General features: G+C 69.8%; 11 protein-coding genes. 8 read left to right on the top strand and 3 right to left on the bottom strand.

Annotated elements, in window-relative coordinates; translation table 11 throughout:
* Positions 1–15: 15 nt before the first annotated feature.
* Complete coding sequence (locus OG718_RS34430; protein WP_328845993.1) at positions 16–945, top strand: sugar phosphate isomerase/epimerase family protein; 930 nt, start codon at positions 16–18, stop codon at positions 943–945.
* A gap of 267 nt (positions 946–1,212) precedes the next feature.
* Positions 1,213–1,413 carry a helix-turn-helix transcriptional regulator gene (locus OG718_RS34425; RefSeq protein ID WP_055615575.1) on the top strand — a complete coding sequence of 67 codons (201 nt, stop codon included), beginning with the start codon at positions 1,213–1,215 and terminating at the stop codon, positions 1,411–1,413.
* Between the two features lie 90 nt (positions 1,414–1,503).
* On the opposite strand, the gene OG718_RS34420 is transcribed toward OG718_RS34425, so the two are convergent.
* Positions 1,504–2,547, bottom strand: coding sequence for a zinc-dependent alcohol dehydrogenase family protein (locus OG718_RS34420; protein WP_143632360.1), 1,044 nt, complete (start codon positions 2,545–2,547; stop codon positions 1,504–1,506).
* A 228-nt stretch (positions 2,548–2,775) separates the two neighbouring features.
* Between OG718_RS34420 and OG718_RS34415 the strand changes: the two genes are divergently transcribed.
* The 3 genes from OG718_RS34415 to OG718_RS34405 all read left to right on the top strand — a co-directional run bounded on the left by OG718_RS34415 (position 2,776) and on the right by OG718_RS34405 (position 6,334).
* Positions 2,776–3,726: a PrsW family intramembrane metalloprotease gene (locus OG718_RS34415; RefSeq protein ID WP_328845992.1), complete on the top strand. Its 951-nt coding sequence runs from the start codon at positions 2,776–2,778 to the stop codon at positions 3,724–3,726.
* A gap of 72 nt (positions 3,727–3,798) precedes the next feature.
* On the top strand, positions 3,799–4,038 hold the full coding sequence (locus OG718_RS34410) for a heavy-metal-associated domain-containing protein (RefSeq protein WP_055615572.1): 240 nt from the start codon (positions 3,799–3,801) through the stop codon (positions 4,036–4,038).
* 25 nt (positions 4,039–4,063) lie between these two features.
* A complete protein-coding gene (locus OG718_RS34405) occupies positions 4,064–6,334 on the top strand; it encodes a heavy metal translocating P-type ATPase (protein WP_328845991.1) in 2,271 nt (756 codons plus the stop codon).
* Positions 6,335–6,960: 626 nt separating this feature from the next.
* On the opposite strand, the gene OG718_RS34400 is transcribed toward OG718_RS34405, so the two are convergent.
* Complete coding sequence (locus OG718_RS34400; protein ID WP_143632365.1) at positions 6,961–8,250, bottom strand: citrate synthase; 1,290 nt, start codon at positions 8,248–8,250, stop codon at positions 6,961–6,963.
* A 619-nt stretch (positions 8,251–8,869) separates the two neighbouring features.
* Entirely contained in the window at positions 8,870–11,131 is a 2,262-nt protein-coding gene (recD2, locus tag OG718_RS34395) for an SF1B family DNA helicase RecD2 (protein WP_143632367.1), read from the bottom strand.
* Between the two features lie 453 nt (positions 11,132–11,584).
* Between recD2 and OG718_RS34390 the strand changes: the two genes are divergently transcribed.
* From OG718_RS34390 to OG718_RS34380, 3 genes are read left to right on the top strand one after another with little or no spacing between them, the layout of a single operon-like run.
* The gene (locus OG718_RS34390; RefSeq protein ID WP_328845990.1) at positions 11,585–12,625 is read left to right on the top strand and encodes a LacI family DNA-binding transcriptional regulator; all 1,041 of its coding nucleotides are present in this window, start codon (positions 11,585–11,587) and stop codon (positions 12,623–12,625) included.
* On the top strand, positions 12,622–14,175 hold the full coding sequence (locus OG718_RS34385) for a sugar ABC transporter ATP-binding protein (protein WP_328845989.1): 1,554 nt from the start codon (positions 12,622–12,624) through the stop codon (positions 14,173–14,175). Before OG718_RS34390 ends, OG718_RS34385 begins: the two co-directional genes overlap by 4 nt.
* A complete protein-coding gene (locus OG718_RS34380) occupies positions 14,165–16,120 on the top strand; it encodes an ABC transporter permease/substrate-binding protein (RefSeq protein WP_143632373.1) in 1,956 nt (651 codons plus the stop codon). The genes OG718_RS34385 and OG718_RS34380 overlap by 11 nt, the downstream gene beginning before the upstream one ends.
* Positions 16,121–16,173: the final 53 nt, after the last annotated feature.

Raw genomic sequence — 16,173 nt, 5'->3', positions numbered from 1 at the left:
CTGAAGCTGACGCTCATGACGTCGTTGCCACCTCAGTCATCGCCTCAGTCCTCACTGTCGCGCATCCGGATCGGCTCGGCCCCCGACTCCTGGGGCGTGTGGTTCCCCGACGACCCCCAACAGGTCCCCTGGCAGCGCTTCCTCGACGAGGTCGCCGAGTCCGGATACGAGTGGATCGAGCTGGGCCCGTACGGCTATCTGCCGAGCGAGCCGGCCGTCCTCGCGGACGAGACCGCCCGCCGGAACCTGCGGGTGTCGGCCGGCACGGTCTTCACCGGGCTGCACCGCGGCCCGGACGTGTGGGACGCCACGTGGGCCCATGTCTCGGACATCGCCGCGCTCACCCAGGCGATGGGCGCCGAGCACCTGGTCGTCATCCCGTCCTTCTGGCGGGACGACAAGACCGGCGAGGTCCTGGAGCCCGACACGCTCACGCCCGAGCAGTGGCGCCACCTCACCACGCAGACCGAGCGGCTCGGGCACGAGGTGCGCGAGCGCTACGGGCTGAAAATCGTCGTCCACCCGCACGCGGACACACACATCGACAGTGAGGAGAACGTGGCGCGCTTCCTCGACGGCACGGACTCGTCGCTGGTGTCGCTGTGTCTCGACACCGGGCACTACGCCTACTGCGGCGGCGACAGCGTCAAGCTCATCGAGACGTACGGGGAGCGGATCGGGTACCTCCACCTCAAGCAGGTGGATCCCGAGATCCTGGCCGACGTGCGGGCGAACGAGATTCCGTTCGGGCCGGCCGTGGCGCGTGGCGTGATGTGCGAACCGCCGGCCGGGGTGCCCGCGCTGGAGCCGGTGCTGGCCGCTGCGCAGAAGCTGGACGTGGAGTTGTTCGCCATCGTCGAGCAGGACATGTATCCGTGCGAGCCGGACAAGCCGTTGCCCATTGCTCAGCGCACGCGGGCGTTCCTGAGGTCCTGCGGAGCGTGAATCGGCTGCGGGCCGGTGGGGGCTTGTCGCGCAGTTCCCCGCGCCCCTAAAGGGGCGCGATGCGTCAGCCGTGTCACAAAAGACCCCTTCCTGTCACACATGTCGCGTGTACGCGGGTCTTGCGTCACACCCGGGCGACAGGCGCTACCCGGCGGTCACGCTGTGTCGTTGAGCGGACACAGGCTTTGTGATCGCCAGCGCAGTGCCCGGCTCCCCCGACGGCCGCCCCTCGGCCGCCGCTGTGGCGCGCGCAGGGAGGTGCAACTCATGACCGACCGAAGGCTCTGGTCGTACAAGGAGATCGCGGCGCACATCAAGGTGCAGCCGGACACCGTGCGGTCCTACCGCAAGCACGGGCTGCTGCCCCCGCCCGACCACGTGGAGAGCGGCAAGCCCTACTGGTACGCCGACACGGTCCGCGCCTGGGTCGCCTCGCGGCCCGGCAACAGAGGCCGCAGAGACGGCTGATCAGCTCCCGGCACGCCAACCACGACAACTGGGCCCCCGCACGGCAGACGTGCGGGGGTCCTCTTCATGTCGGCCCGGGGAGTGAGCGGTTCACGCCCACGGCTCGATGATCGTCACTCCCGCCCCCGGCGCCGTTCCCATCGCCGCCAGCGCGGCGGGGGCCTCGTCCAGCGGAATCGTGGACGTCACCAGGAGGTCGGGGCGCAGCAACCCCGCCCGTACGGACTCCAGCATCGGCGGGTAGGCGTGGGCGGGCATGCCGTGGCTGCCGAGGAGTTCGAGTTCGAGGCCGATCACGCGGGACATCGGCAGTGTCGGGTCCTGGGGGAGCAGGCCGACCTGGACGTGCCGGCCCCGGCGGCGCAGGCTGCCGACCGAGGCCGCGCAGGTGGCCGGCGAGCCGAGAGCGTCCAGGGAGAGATGGGCGCCGCCGCCCGTCAGTTCACGGACGGCCTCCGCCGTCTCCTCGGGCCGGGCGTCCCGGGACACCGCCACGCACTCCGCCGCCCCGAACCGCCGTGCCAGCTCCAGCGCCCGGGGCGAGAGGTCGACCGCGACGACCCGTGCGCCGGCCGCCGCCGCGATCATCACGGCGGACAGCCCCACACCGCCGCAGCCGTACACGGCCACCCACTCCCCCGGCGCCACCCGCCCCTGCGCGACGACCGCGCGGAACGCCGTGGCGAACCGGCAGCCCAACGAGGCCGCCGTCCCGAAGGACAACTCGTCCGCGACGGCGACCAGGTTGACGTCTGCGTGGTCCAGGGCCACGAACTCGGCGAACGACCCCCAGTGCGTGAACCCCGGCTGGGTCTGGCGCTCGCACACCTGCTGGTCGCCCGCCGCGCAGGAGGCGCAGCTGCCGCAGGCGCAGACGAAGGGCACCGTGACCCGGTCGCCGGGGCGCCGGCCGGTCACCAGGGCGCCCACCGCCTCGACGGTTCCGGCGAGTTCGTGTCCGGGCACGTGCGGCAGCGTGATGTCCGGGTCGTGGCCCTGCCAGCCGTGCCAGTCGCTCCGGCAGAGGCCGGTGGCCTCCACGCGCACCACAACGCCGTGCGGTGCGGGGGTCGGGTCCGGGACGGTTCGCAGTTCGGCCGGCTTTCCGTATTGCTCGAACACCACTGCCCTCATGTGTTTTACCCCTCCGCCGTCGGCCCCTGGATCACTGTTCCCGGTCGAACGCTAGACGCCCCGCGGGGAGCACCGATTTTGCCTGCGCGTCCGTGGGGGCTTGTCGCGCAGTTCCCCGCGCCCCTGAAGGGCGCGGGCCCGCATATGCCAGAAAGGCGCATAACAACCACTTGCCATAAAGTGCGGACAAATCTTCCGAGCCGCACTTCCGAGCCCGAGGGACCTGTCGTGACCCAGCCCCCGCCGCCCGGCGCACCCCGAGCCCGCATCCCCGGCCCTCAGCAGCCCCCGCCCTCCTCTCCCCGGACGCGCACCGGCCTGTGGCGGCGGTGCCTGTGGGGCGGACTCGCACTCTGGGCGCTCAGCGCGCTCGTCACGTACGCGACCGGGAACACCACCCTGCTGCCGACGCTGATCCTGCTCGGCAGCTTCCTGGTCCCGGTCGTCTTCGTGCTGTGGGCGTACGAGCACCACGGCCGCGACCTGGGCGTGAACGTGATCCTCGGCTGCTTCCTGACCGGTGGCGTGCTGGGGGTGCTCGGCGCCTCGGTGATGGAGTACTACCTGCTCCATCCGTCGCTGTGGATGTTCGTCGGGGTCGGCCTCATCGAGGAGGCGGTGAAGGCGGCCGCGCTGATGTTCGTGCTGCGCCGGCAGACCCGTATCCGCGGACTGCGGGCCGGGCTCGTGCTCGGGGCGTCGGTCGGTTTCGGGTTCGCGGCACTGGAGAGCGCGGGGTACGCGTTCAACGCGGCCGTCTCGACCGAGGGCATCGATCTGCGGGCGCTGCTGGAGACCGAGATCCTGCGGGGCGTGCCGGCCCCCTTCGGGCACGGCCTGTGGACGGCGATCACGGGCGCGGTCCTGCTCGCGCACCGCCGCCCGAGCGGGCAGTTCGCGTTCACCGCCCCGGTCGTCGGCACGTACGTCGGTGTCGCGCTCCTGCACACCCTGTGGGACTCGACACACGGCATCGCCCTCTGGCTGGTGGCGCGGCTGACGGGCGCGGGGCTGGATACGTCACTGTTCGGACCGGGCTACCTGCCTGCCGTGACGGACCAGCAGAAACATCTCTTCACGCTGTTCTCGGTCGGTGGCATGGTCGCCGTGTCGCTGATGGGCATCGCCTGGGTGCGGTCACTGGCACGTCGCGACCCCTCTTGGAGAAATACCCCCTAGGGGTACAGTGTGGATAGTGTGAGGCCCTCGTGGGCCACGCACGCCCCACACGTCTCGACGAGGAGCAACGACATGACCGCCCAGACCGACACCCCGGGCTCCCTCACCACCGTCTACCAGGTGAGCGGGATGAGCTGCGGACACTGCGAAGGCTCGGTGTCCGGTGAGATCTCCGAGATCGCCGGTGTCACCTCGGTGAAGGCCGTCGCCTCCACCGGCGAGGTGACCGTGGTCTCCGCCGCCCCGCTCGACGAGGAGGCCGTGCGCGCCGCCGTCGACGAGGCCGGCTTCGAGCTCGTCGGCAAGGCCTGAAACCGGCGGGAACCGGAGCACGGAGATGACCGGCACCACCGCAGCGACTCCGATAGCCGGGGCCACGGAGGTCGAGCTGACGATCGGCGGGATGACCTGCGCCTCCTGCGCGGCCCGCGTCGAGAAGAAGCTCAACCGCATGGACGGTGTCACCGCCACGGTGAACTACGCGACGGAGAAGGCGAAGGTCTCGTACGCGCGGGGGGTGCTGGTCACCGATCTGATCGCCACGGTGGTGAAGACGGGGTACACGGCCGAGGAGCCTCCCCCGCCGAGGACCGAGCCGCCGGAGGCCGACGCAGCGCAGCCCGCCCGGGATCCCGAACTGGCCGCGCTGCGCGAGCGTCTCACCGTCTCCGTCCTCCTCTCCGTCCCCGTCGTCCTGCTGTCGATGGTCCCGGCGCTGCAGTTCGACAACTGGCAGTGGCTCGCGCTCACCCTGGCCGCGCCCGTCGTCGTATGGGGCGGACTGCCGTTCCACCGGGCGGCGTTCACGAACGCCCGGCACGGCGCGGCCACCATGGACACCCTCATCTCCATCGGCACGCTGGCCGCGTTCGGCTGGTCCCTGTGGGCGCTGTTCTTCGGCGACGCGGGGATGGAGGGCATGCGGGACGAGGGCTTCACCCTCACCGTCTCCCGTACTGAGGGCTCGTCGGCCATCTACCTCGAAGTCGCCGCCGGGGTGGTCGCCCTCATCCTCCTCGGCCGCTATCTGGAGGCCCGTTCCAAGCGCCGAGCGGGTGCCGCCCTGCGGGCCCTCATGGAACTGGGCGCGAAGGACGTGACCGTCGTACGGGACGGCCGCGAAGTCCGCGTTCCGGTGGCCTCTCTGGCCGTGGGCGACCGTTTCGTCGTACGGCCCGGTGAGAAGGTCGCCACGGACGGCACGGTCGTCGAGGGTTCCTCGGCGGTCGACGCGTCCATGCTGACCGGCGAGTCGGTGCCGGTGGACGTGAAGGTGGGTTCGGCCGTCACGGGCGCGACCGTGAACGCGGGCGGGCGGCTCGTCGTCGAGGCGACCCGGGTCGGCGCGGACACCCGGCTGGCGCGGATGGCACGGCTCGTGGAGGACGCGCAGAACGGCAAGGCCCAGGTGCAGCGCCTCGCCGACCGGATCTCCGGCGTCTTCGTACCCGTCGTGCTGCTGATCGCGGCCGGCACGTTCGGCGGCTGGCTCGGCGTCACCGGTGACACGGCCGCCGCGTTCACCGCCGCCGTCGCCGTGCTGATCATCGCCTGCCCGTGCGCGCTCGGCCTCGCCACCCCGACGGCACTCATGGTCGGCACCGGCCGCGGCGCCCAGCTCGGCATCCTCATCAAGGGCCCCGAGGTCCTGGAGTCCACCCGCCGCGTCGACACGGTCGTCCTGGACAAGACCGGCACGGTCACCACCGGCCGCATGACCCTCCAGGAGGTGTACGCGGCCGACGGCACCGACGAGGAGCGCGTACTGCGGCTCGCGGGGGCCCTGGAGCACGCTTCCGAGCATCCGGTGGCCCGGGCGGTCGCCGAGGGCGCTCAGGCCCGTACAGGCCCTCTGGCGGCCGTGGACGGCTTCGAGAACGTGGCCGGGCTCGGCGTACGCGGCACGGTCGAGGGCCACGAGGTCCTCGTCGGGCGGGCCCGCCTCCTCGAAGATGCCGGGATCGCGCTGCCGGACGAACTGGCCGCGCTCAAGACCCGGGCCGAGGAGGACGGGCGTACCGCCGTGGCCGTCGCCTGGGACGGCGTGGCACGCGGTGTCGTCACCGTCGCCGACGCGGTCAAGGAGACCAGCGCGGAGGCGGTACGCGCCCTGCGCGCCCTGGGCCTGCGGCCGGTGCTGCTGACCGGGGACAACCGGACCGTCGCCGAGTCCGTGGCCCGCGCGGTCGGCATCGACGCCGCCGACGTCATCGCCGAGGTGCTGCCGCGGGACAAGGTCGACGTGATCGAGCGGCTGCGGAGCGAGGGGCGGACGGTGGCGATGGTCGGCGACGGCGTCAACGACGCGGCCGCCCTCGCCACCGCCGATCTGGGTCTCGCCATGGGCACCGGGACGGACGCGGCGATCGAGGCGAGCGACCTGACACTCGTACGAGGGGATCTTCGGGTGGCCGCGGACGCCATCCGGCTGTCGCGGAAGACCCTCTCCACGATCAGGGGGAACCTCGTCTGGGCCTTCGGCTACAACGTGGCGGCGCTGCCGCTCGCCGCGGCCGGACTGCTGAACCCGATGATCGCGGGCGCGGCCATGGCCTTCTCCTCGGTGTTCGTGGTGACGAACAGCCTGCGGCTCAGGGCATTTTCATGACGAAGAGGTAAGAGTCCCCCTAGAGTCCGGCACACGCCTTCACATAAGCTCTTCACAAGGCTCGCGCATCATCCTTACGCTTGGGTTCCGGTAGCGATATCGGAGCGCTTGCGCATCTTCAGGACATACGCAAGAGACGCAGATCACAGTGATGTGAACGTAACCATCGAAGGGGTTCGTGAGTCTAGATTGACGATGTCAGAGACGTCTTGGGGGGCGTATCTGACATCTGGGGACGTCTTGGGGGACGTTCTCGGAATTGCGTTGCCGGGACACGTACAGCGGGGAGCTTTGAGCGGCCCTCCCGTACGTACGGGTCCCGGCAGACCGCAGCACGGCAGTCCAACCAGTTTTGCTCGTTTTGCTCGCAGCGACTCAGGCGCTGCCTTCAGACGCCCGGCCGGATCCCGTGGGGGGAATCCGCACCGGGACATGGGAAGGCGCCCCGATCTACGGCCCGTGGGGGGACCGTAGCGGGGCGCCTTCTGTTATCCGTACGACTTGTGCAGCTTGTGCAACTTGTACAGCTGAAGAGGGGGCGTCCCTGGTCAGGGACGCCCCCTCTTCTTTCAGGGCGCGGGGAGCTGGGCGACCAGCCCCCGCGGACCTGCAGACGAACGAACTGCCTAGCGCTCTTCGACAGGAACGAAGTCCCGCTCGACCACGCCGGTGTAGATCTGGCGCGGGCGGCCGATGCGCGAACCCGGCTCCTTGATCATCTCGTGCCACTGGGCGATCCAGCCCGGGAGGCGGCCGAGGGCGAACAGGACCGTGAACATCTCGGTCGGGAAGCCCATGGCCCGGTAGATCAGGCCGGTGTAGAAGTCCACGTTCGGGTAGAGGTTGCGCGAGACGAAGTAGTCGTCGGAGAGCGCGTGCTCCTCCAGCTTGAGCGCGATGTCCAGCAGCTCGTCGGACTTGCCGAGGGCCGAGAGGACGTCGTGCGCCGCCGCCTTGATGATCTTGGCGCGCGGGTCGAAGGACTTGTACACCCGGTGGCCGAAGCCCATCAGGCGGACGCCGTCCTCCTTGTTCTTCACCTTGCGGATGAAGGAGTCGACGTCGCCGCCGTTGGCCTTGATGCCTTCCAGCATCTCCAGGACCGACTGGTTGGCGCCGCCGTGCAGCGGGCCCCAGAGGGCGCTGATGCCGGCCGAGATCGAGGCGAACATGTTCGCCTGCGACGAGCCCACCAGACGGACGGTGGAGGTCGAACAGTTCTGCTCGTGGTCCGCGTGCAGGATGAGCAGCTTGTCGAGCGCGGAGACGACGACCGGGTCCAGGTCGTACTCCTGGGCGGGGACCGAGAAGGTCATGCGCAGGAAGTTCTCGACGTACCCGAGGTCGTTGCGCGGGTAGACGAAGGGGTGACCGATGGACTTCTTGTACGCGTACGCCGCGATCGTCGGAAGCTTGGCGAGAAGGCGGATCGTCGAGAGGTGACGCTGCTTCTCGTCGAACGGGTTGTGGCTGTCCTGGTAGAACGTCGACAGGGCGCTGACCACCGACGACAGCATCGCCATCGGGTGGGCGTCGCGCGGGAAGCCCTGGTAGAAGCGCTTGACGTCCTCGTGCAGCAGGGTGTGCTGCGTGATCTCGTTCTTGAAGACGGAGAGCTCGTCGACCGTGGGCAGCTCGCCGTTGATCAGCAGGGAGGCCACCTCAAGGAAGGTGGAGCGCTCGGCCAGCTGCTCGATCGGGTAGCCGCGGTAGCGGAGGATGCCCTGCTCACCGTCGAGGTAGGTGATGGCGGATTTATAGGCGGCGGTGTTTCCATACCCGCTGTCCAGCGTCACCAGACCGGTCTGGGCGCGGAGCTTCCCGATGTCGAAGCCCTTGTCGCCGACGGTGCTGTCGATCACCGGGTAGGTGTACTCGCCGTCGCCGTGCCGCAGTACTACAGAGTTGTCGCTCACGTCATCCCTCACCGACGTTGTGCCTCTTCTTCGAGGTGCCCTGACTGTCTCTACCATCCCCCATTTGGCGCAGGAGAGTGCACTCGGGGTCGACCATTGGGCCTATTGGCGGCACTCAGTGCCGCCAACCTGTTCATCCTGCCCGGTTCCTCCTTCTTCCGAAAGTGCCGTGTGACGTTTCCGACTCGTTTGATCGATCATTTTTTGTCTGCGGGTTGGGTGGGGCTGGTCGCGCCGTTCCTCGCGCCCCTAAAAGATGCGCCTGCCGTTCGTCGTCGGGTCGGGGCCGCGACGGGGCATCCGATCGCAGCTGTGTCATCCCCTGTTCATTGGGCGCCCACGGGAGGTCGTGCTGCGATCGGAAACCCCGACACGACCCCTTGCGCCGGGGAGCGACTGCCGCCCGGTGGGGCCACTTGCCAGAGGGGCTGCGCCCCCTTTGGGGGCGCGGGGAACTGCGCGATCAGCCCACGGCGGCCGGCAGCTGACGAACGGCGGCACGCCCTCATCCTCAGGGGCGCGGGGAACGGCGCAGTCTTTTGGCTTTAGGGGCGCGGGGAACTGCGCAATCTTTTAGGGGCGCGGCCAGCCCTCGCCGGGGTCGGGGTCGGGGGCGGGGTCAGTTCGGGAGGCGGGCTCCGGACAGGCGGTGGTCCAAAGACGTGCAGCGGCGGCCGGCGGACACCGTGCGAACGGCCTGGCCGAGGGCCTTGCGGGAGCCGACCAGCACTACGAGCTGCTTGGCGCGAGTGACGGCCGTATACAGAAGGTTGCGCTGGAGCATCATCCAGGCGCCCGTGGTGACGGGGATGACGACGGCGGGATACTCACTGCCCTGGGAGCGGTGGATCGTCACCGCGTACGCGTGGGCCAGCTCGTCGAGCTCGTCGAACTCGTACGGGACCTCCTCGTCCTCGTCCGTCAGGACCGTGAGGCGCTGGTCGTCGAGGTTGAGGGAAGTCACCACCCCCACCGTGCCGTTGAAGACGCCGTTCTCGCCCTTCTCGTAGTTGTTGCGGATCTGGGTGACCTTGTCGCCAACACGGAAGACGCGGCCGCCGAACCGCTTCTCGGGGAGGTCGGGGCGGGCCGGCGTGATGGCCTGCTGGAGCAGGCCGTTGAGGGTGCCGGCGCCTGCCGGGCCTCGGTGCATGGGCGCCAGGACCTGGACGTCACGCCGGGGATCCAGGCCGAACTTGGCCGGAATGCGCCGCGCGGCCACATCCACCGTCAGCCGCCCCGCCTCCTCCGTGTCGTCCTCGACGAAGAGGAAGAAGTCCTTGAGCCCGTCCGTGATCGGATGCCGGCCCTCGTTGATCCGGTGAGCGTTCGTCACCACCCCTGACTGCTGGGCCTGCCGGAACACCCGGGTGAGACGGACCGCCGGGACCGGCCCACCCTCGGCGAGCAGATCCCGCAGCACCTCGCCCGCCCCCACGCTCGGCAACTGGTCGACGTCCCCGACGAAGAGCAGGTGCGCCCCCGGAGGGATCGCCTTCACCAGCTTGTTGGCGAGTAGGAGGTCCAGCATGGACGCCTCGTCCACTACCACCAGGTCCGCGTCCAGCGGGCGGTCCTTGTCGTACGCCGCGTCACCGCCCGGCTTCAGCTCAAGGAGCCGGTGCACGGTGGAGGCGTCGGCGCCGGTCAGTTCGGCAAGTCGTTTGGCGGCGCGGCCCGTCGGCGCGGCCAGCACGACCTTCGCCTTCTTCGCCCTGGCCAGCTCCACGATCGAACGGACCGTGAAGGACTTGCCACAGCCGGGCCCGCCCGTGAGCACCGCGACCTTCTCGGTGAGGGCGAGCCGGACCGCCTCCTCCTGCTCGGGGGCCAGCTCCACCCCCGTACGGTCCTTGAGCCAGGCAAGTGCCTTGTCCCAGGCCACGTTCCGGAAGCCCGGCATGCGGTCCTCGTCCGTACGCAGGAGGCGCAACAGCTGCGCCGAGAGGGACAGTTCGGCCCGGTGGAAGGGGACCAGGTAGATGGCGGTGACCGGATCGCCGCCGTCCAGGCCGGGCACGCGCTCCCGCACGACACCCGGCTCCTCGCCCTCCTCGGTCGGAGCCGCCAGCTCCGCGAGGCACTCGATGACCAGGCCCGTGTCCACCTGGAGCAGTTTCACCGCGTCCGCGATCAGCTGCTCCTCCGGGAGGAAACAGTGGCCCTGGTCCGTCGACTGCGAAAGGGCGTACTGCAGGCCCGCCTTGACGCGCTCCGGGCTGTCGTGCGGGATGCCCACGGACTGGGCGATCTTGTCGGCGGTGAGGAACCCGATGCCCCAGACGTCCGACGCGAGGCGGTACGGCTGGTTCTTCACGACCGAGATCGACGCGTCGCCGTACTTCTTGTAGATGCGGACCGCGATCGACGTCGACACCTCGACGGTCTGGAGGAAGAGCATGACCTCCTTGATCGCCTTCTGCTCCTCCCAGGCCTCGGCGATCTTCTTGGTCCGCTTCGGGCCGAGACCGGGAACCTCGATGAGCCGCTTCGGCTCCTCCTCGATGATCTGCAGCGTGTCCAGCCCGAAGTGCTGCGTGATGCGGTCGGCGAAGATCGGCCCGATGCCCTTCACCAGACCGGAACCGAGATAGCGGCGGATGCCCTGGACGGTGGCGGGCAGCACGGTCGTGTAGTTCTCGACGGTGAACTGCTTCCCGTACTGCTGATGGGAGCCCCAACGGCCCTCCATCCGCAGGGACTCCCCCACCTGGGCGCCGAGCAGCGCCCCGACGACCGTGAGGAGATCACCGCCACCTCGACCCGTGTCCACCCGGGCCACCGTGTAGCCGTTCTCCTCATTGGCGTACGTGATCCGCTCCAGCACGCCCTCCAGAACCGCCAGGTTCCGCTCCCCGTTCCCCGCCCCTTGCTTGGACATGATCCGACGCTACCCCCCACCTCTGACAGCGGGGGCGCCCATTCATGGCGTCCATGGCATCCGCGGCCCGGCGGGGGCTGACCGCGCAGTTCCCCGCGCCCCTAAAGGGGCCCGCCCCCACCCTCCGCCAGTCGCCCTCCGGCCGAAGGGGTCGTGTCGGGGTTTCCGATCGCAGCACGACCTCCCGAGGGCACCCAATCGGCCCGGGATGACACAGCTGCGATCGGATGCCCCGTCGCGGCCCCGACCCGACGACGAACGGCAGGCGCATCTTTCAGGGGCGCGAGGAACTGCGCGACAAGCCCCCACCCACCCGCAGACACCACACACACCCCACCCACCCCACCCCCCTTCATCACGATCCGGTCTCAGGCACTTGTTAACTTCCATGTAATCGATTCCAATCCTCCCTGTAGGCGCATGTAATCGATTCCACAAGGAGGTGGAGCGTCGATGGCGAGCATCAAGGACGTCGCCGCCGAGGCAGGCGTATCCGTCGCCACGGTCTCGCGCGTCCTGAACGACCACCCCTCGGTCAGCGCAGCGGCACGCGCCCAGGTGCTGGCCGCGGTCGAGACGCTGGGCTACCGCCCGAACGCCGTCGCCCGCTCCCTGCGCACCGACCAGACCCGCACCCTCGGCCTGGTCATCAGTGACGTGCTCAACCCGTACTTCACCGAACTGGCCCGCTCCGTCGAGGAGGAGGCCCGCGCCCTCGGCTACAGCGTGATCATCGGAAACGCCGACGAGCGGCCCGAGTTGCAGGACCACCACGTCCGTACGCTCCTCGACCGCCGTATCGACGGCCTCCTGGTCTCCCCCACGGACGGCGGCTCCCCGCTGATGCTGGACGCCGCGCGCGCGGGGACCCCGATGGTCTTCGTGGACCGCTGGATCCCGGGCATGGACGTGCCCGTCGTCCGGGCGGACGGACGCACCGCCATCCACGACCTGGTCACCCACCTGCACCGCCTCGGCCACCGCAGGCTCGCCATCATCGCGGGCCCGGCGGCCACCACGACCGGCAGCGAGCGCGTGGCGGCCTTCCGGGACGCCCTCCAGGAGTACGGGCTCCCGCTGCCCGACGCCTACATAGGGCAGGGCGACTTCCAGGCGGCCAGCGGTCGCCGGGTCACCGAGGAGTTCCTCGACCTCCCCGAACCGCCCGAGGTCGTCTTCGCGGCCGACAACCTGATGGCCCTGGGCGCCCTGGACGCCATCCGCGCGCGCGGGATGCGGGTTCCCGACGACATCGCGCTCGCGGCGTTCGACGACATCGCCTGGTTCGTGCACACCGATCCGCCGATCACGGCGATCGCCCAGCCCACCCCCGAGCTGGGCCGCGCCGCCGTACGCGCCCTCGTCGACCGCATCGAGGGCCGGCCCCCGCACTCCGTCACCCTCCCCGCCCGTCTCGTCGTCCGCCGCTCGTGCGGCGAGCCGGGCGGCGAGCCCCCGTACCCGCACACGTCCCCGCAAAGGAGCAACACGTGAGCAGTCCCGACGAGTTGCTGCGTATCGAAGGCATACGCAAGACCTTCCCCGGTGTGGTCGCGCTCGACAGCGTCGACTTCGATCTGCGCCGCGGCGAGGTGCACGTGCTGCTCGGTGAGAACGGCGCCGGCAAGAGCACGCTCATCAAGATGCTGTCCGGCGCCTACCGGCCCGACGCCGGGAAGATCGTGGTCGACGGCAAGAAGGTCCGTATCCATGGTGCGCAGGACGCCGAGCGCCTCGGGATCGCGACCATCTACCAGGAGTTCAACCTGGTCCCCGATCTGACGGTCGCCGAGAACATCTTCCTGGGCCGCCAGCCGCGTCGCTTCGGGATGATCGACCGCAGGACGATGGAGGCCGACGCCGCCGTGCTCCTGGAGCGGGTCGGTGTGAACGTGTCCCCGCGCGCGCGGGTGCGTGAACTCGGTATCGCGCGTCTGCAGATGGTCGAGATCGCCAAGGCGCTGAGCCTGGACGCACGCGTCCTGATCATGGACGAGCCGACCGCGGTGCTCACCTCCGGAGAGGTCGAGAAGCTCTTCCGGATCGTGCGGCAGCTGCGCGAGGACGGCGTCGGCGTCGTCTTCATCACGCACCACCTGGAGGAGATCGCCGCCCTGGGAGACCGGGTCACGGTCCTCCGGGACGGCCGGAGCATCGGCCAGGTGCCCGCCGACACGCCCGAGGACGAGCTCGTACGCCTCATGGTGGGCCGCTCCATCGAGCTGCAGTATCCGCGCGAACGGGCCGACACCGGGACCGCGTTGCTCACCGTGGAGGGGCTCACCAGGGACGGTGTCTTCCACGACGTGAGTTTCGAGGTGCGGGCCGGTGAGGTCGTCGGCATCGCGGGGCTCGTGGGAGCGGGACGTACCGAGGTCGTACGAGCGGTCTTCGGGGCCGATCCGTACGACAAGGGGTCCGTGGCCGTGGCCGGCGAGCGGCTGCCGCGCCACGACGTGAGCGCGGCCATGACCGCGGGCATCGGGCTCGTCCCCGAGGACCGCAAGGGCCAGGGCCTCCTGCTCGACGCCTCCGTCGAGGAGAACCTCGGGCTCGTCACCCTGCGGGCGGCGACCCGCGGCGGGCTCGTCGACCTCAAGGGGCAGCGGACGGCCGCCGCGAGGATCGCCGAGCAGCTCGGCGTACGGATGGCCGGGCTCGGCCAGCACGTGCGCACGCTCTCCGGCGGCAACCAGCAGAAGGTCGTCATCGGCAAGTGGCTGCTCGCCGACACCAAGGTGCTGATCCTCGACGAGCCGACGCGCGGCATCGACGTCGGCGCCAAGGTCGAGATCTACCAGCTGATCAACGAACTCACCGCCGCCGGCCATGCCGTCCTGATGATCTCCAGCGATCTGCCCGAGGTGCTCGGCATGAGCGACCGGGTGCTGGTGATGGCCCAGGGCCGGATCGCCGGTGAACTCTCCGCCGACGACGCGACCCAGGACTCCGTGATGGCACTCGCCGTCAGCACACCCACGACACCCGTTACGACCGTTACCACCGACTCCGTTACCGCTGTGGAGGGCCCCGATGGCCACTGACACGCTCAAGAGCACACCGGGCGCGAGTGGCGCCTCGGGCGGCCTGCGCCGGCTCCTGCTCGACAACGGCGCGCTCACCGCGCTCATCATCCTCGTCATCGCGATGTCGGCCCTGTCGGGCGACTTCCTGACGACGGACAACCTGCTGAACATCGGCGTCCAGGCGGCCGTGACGGCCATCCTCGCCTTCGGTGTGACCTTCGTGATCGTCTCGGCGGGCATCGACCTGTCGGTCGGTTCCGTCGCCGCCCTGTCCGCCACCGTCCTTGCCTGGACGGCGACTTCGGAGGGCGTACCGGTCTGGATCGCGGTGATCCTCGCGATCGCCACCGGCATAGCCTGCGGCCTGGTCAACGGCGTCCTGATCTCGTACGGGAAGCTGCCGCCGTTCATCGCGACGCTCGCCATGCTGTCGGTGGGCCGCGGTCTGTCCCTGGTGATCTCGCAGGGCAGCCCGATCGCCTTCCCGGAGTCGGTCTCGCACCTCGGTGACACGCTGGGCGGCTGGCTGCCGGTGCCGGTCCTCGTGATGATCGTCATGGGGCTGATCACGGCCCTGATCCTGGGGCGTACGTACATCGGGCGTTCCATGTACGCGATCGGCGGCAACGAGGAGGCGGCCCGCCTCTCCGGTCTGCGGGTGAAGAGGCAGAAGCTCGTCATCTACGCGCTGTCCGGGCTGTTCGCGGCCGCCGCGGGCATCGTGCTCGCCTCGCGGCTCTCCTCCGCGCAGCCGCAGGCCGCGCAGGGCTACGAGCTGGACGCGATCGCCGCGGTCGTCATCGGCGGCGCCTCCCTCGCGGGCGGTACGGGCAAGGCGTCCGGCACCCTGATCGGCGCGCTGATCCTCGCGGTGCTGCGCAACGGCCTCAACCTCCTCTCCGTGTCGGCGTTCTGGCAGCAGGTCGTCATCGGTGTGGTCATCGCGCTGGCGGTGCTCCTCGACACCGTGCGCCGCAAGGCCGGGGCGACTCCGGTCACCGCCGGCGCCGGGGGCTCGTCGGGCCTCAAGGGGCCACAGGCCATCAAGTACGGGCTCGCCGTGGTCCTCGTGGCGGCGATCGTGGGCGGGCTGTCCCTGTTCAACAACGGCTCGTCCTCGTCGAACCCGAAGGTCGGCCTGTCCCTCTCCACCCTGAACAACCCCTTCTTCGTACAGATCAAGGAGGGCGCGCAGGCGGAGGCGAAGAAGCTCGGCGCCGACCTGACCGTCACGGACGCGCAGAACGACGCCTCTCAGCAGGCCAACCAGCTGCAGAACTTCACCAGCGAGGGCGTCGACTCGATCATCGTCAACCCGGTGGACTCGGACGCGGCGGGCCCGTCGGTGCGCTCCGCGAACAAGGCCGACATCCCCGTCGTCGGCGTCGACCGTGGCGTCAACAAGGCGGAGACGGCCGCGCTCGTGGCCTCCGACAACGTCGAGGGCGGCAAGCTGGGCGCCAAGGCGCTCGCCGAGAAGCTGGGCGGCAAGGGCAAGATCGTCATCCTTCAGGGTCTGGCCGGTACGTCCGCGAGCCGTGAGCGCGGCGCGGGCTTCGCGGAGGGCCTGAAGGCCTACCCGGGCATCGACGTCGTGGCCAAGCAGCCGGCCGACTTCGACCGCACCAAGGGCCTCGACGTGATGACGAACCTGCTCCAGGCCCACCCGGACGTCCAGGGCGTCTTCGCCGAGAACGACGAGATGGCGCTCGGCGCGGTCAAGGCGCTCGGCTCCAAGGCCGGCAAGTCCGTCCAGGTCATCGGCTTCGACGGCACGCCCGACGGTCTGAAGGCTGTCAAGGAGGGCACGATGTACGCCTCCGTGGCGCAGCAGCCGAAGGAACTCGGCAGGATCGCGGTGGAGAACGCGCTGCGTGCCGCCGACGACAAGGAGGTCGACAAGACGGTGAAGGTTCCGGTGAAGGTGGTCACGGCGAAGAACGTGGACGAGTTCACCGGCTGACCCCGACCGATGTCGAGGGGCGGGTGGACGGCGGCTGCCGTCCACCCGCCCTC

It is taken from the genome of Streptomyces sp. NBC_00258 (genome assembly GCF_036182465.1).
GTDB lineage: Bacteria > Actinomycetota > Actinomycetes > Streptomycetales > Streptomycetaceae > Streptomyces.
Note: the sequence above shows the minus strand (reverse complement) of the source record. Positions and strands in the feature narration are given on the sequence as shown.

Excerpts from the sequence above, each read along its gene's own strand:
- OG718_RS34430 (WP_328845993.1), top strand. The coding sequence starts at position 16 with ATGACGTCGTTGCCACCTCAGTCATCGCCTCAGTCCTCACTGTCGCGC.
- OG718_RS34425 (WP_055615575.1), top strand. The coding sequence starts at position 1,213 with ATGACCGACCGAAGGCTCTGGTCGTACAAGGAGATCGCGGCGCACATC.
- OG718_RS34420 (WP_143632360.1), bottom strand. The coding sequence starts at position 2,547 with ATGAGGGCAGTGGTGTTCGAGCAATACGGAAAGCCGGCCGAACTGCGA.
- OG718_RS34410 (WP_055615572.1), top strand. The coding sequence starts at position 3,799 with ATGACCGCCCAGACCGACACCCCGGGCTCCCTCACCACCGTCTACCAG.
- OG718_RS34405 (WP_328845991.1), top strand. The coding sequence starts at position 4,064 with ATGACCGGCACCACCGCAGCGACTCCGATAGCCGGGGCCACGGAGGTC.
- recD2 (WP_143632367.1), bottom strand. The coding sequence starts at position 11,131 with ATGTCCAAGCAAGGGGCGGGGAACGGGGAGCGGAACCTGGCGGTTCTG.
- OG718_RS34390 (WP_328845990.1), top strand. The coding sequence starts at position 11,585 with ATGGCGAGCATCAAGGACGTCGCCGCCGAGGCAGGCGTATCCGTCGCC.
- OG718_RS34380 (WP_143632373.1), top strand. The coding sequence starts at position 14,165 with ATGGCCACTGACACGCTCAAGAGCACACCGGGCGCGAGTGGCGCCTCG.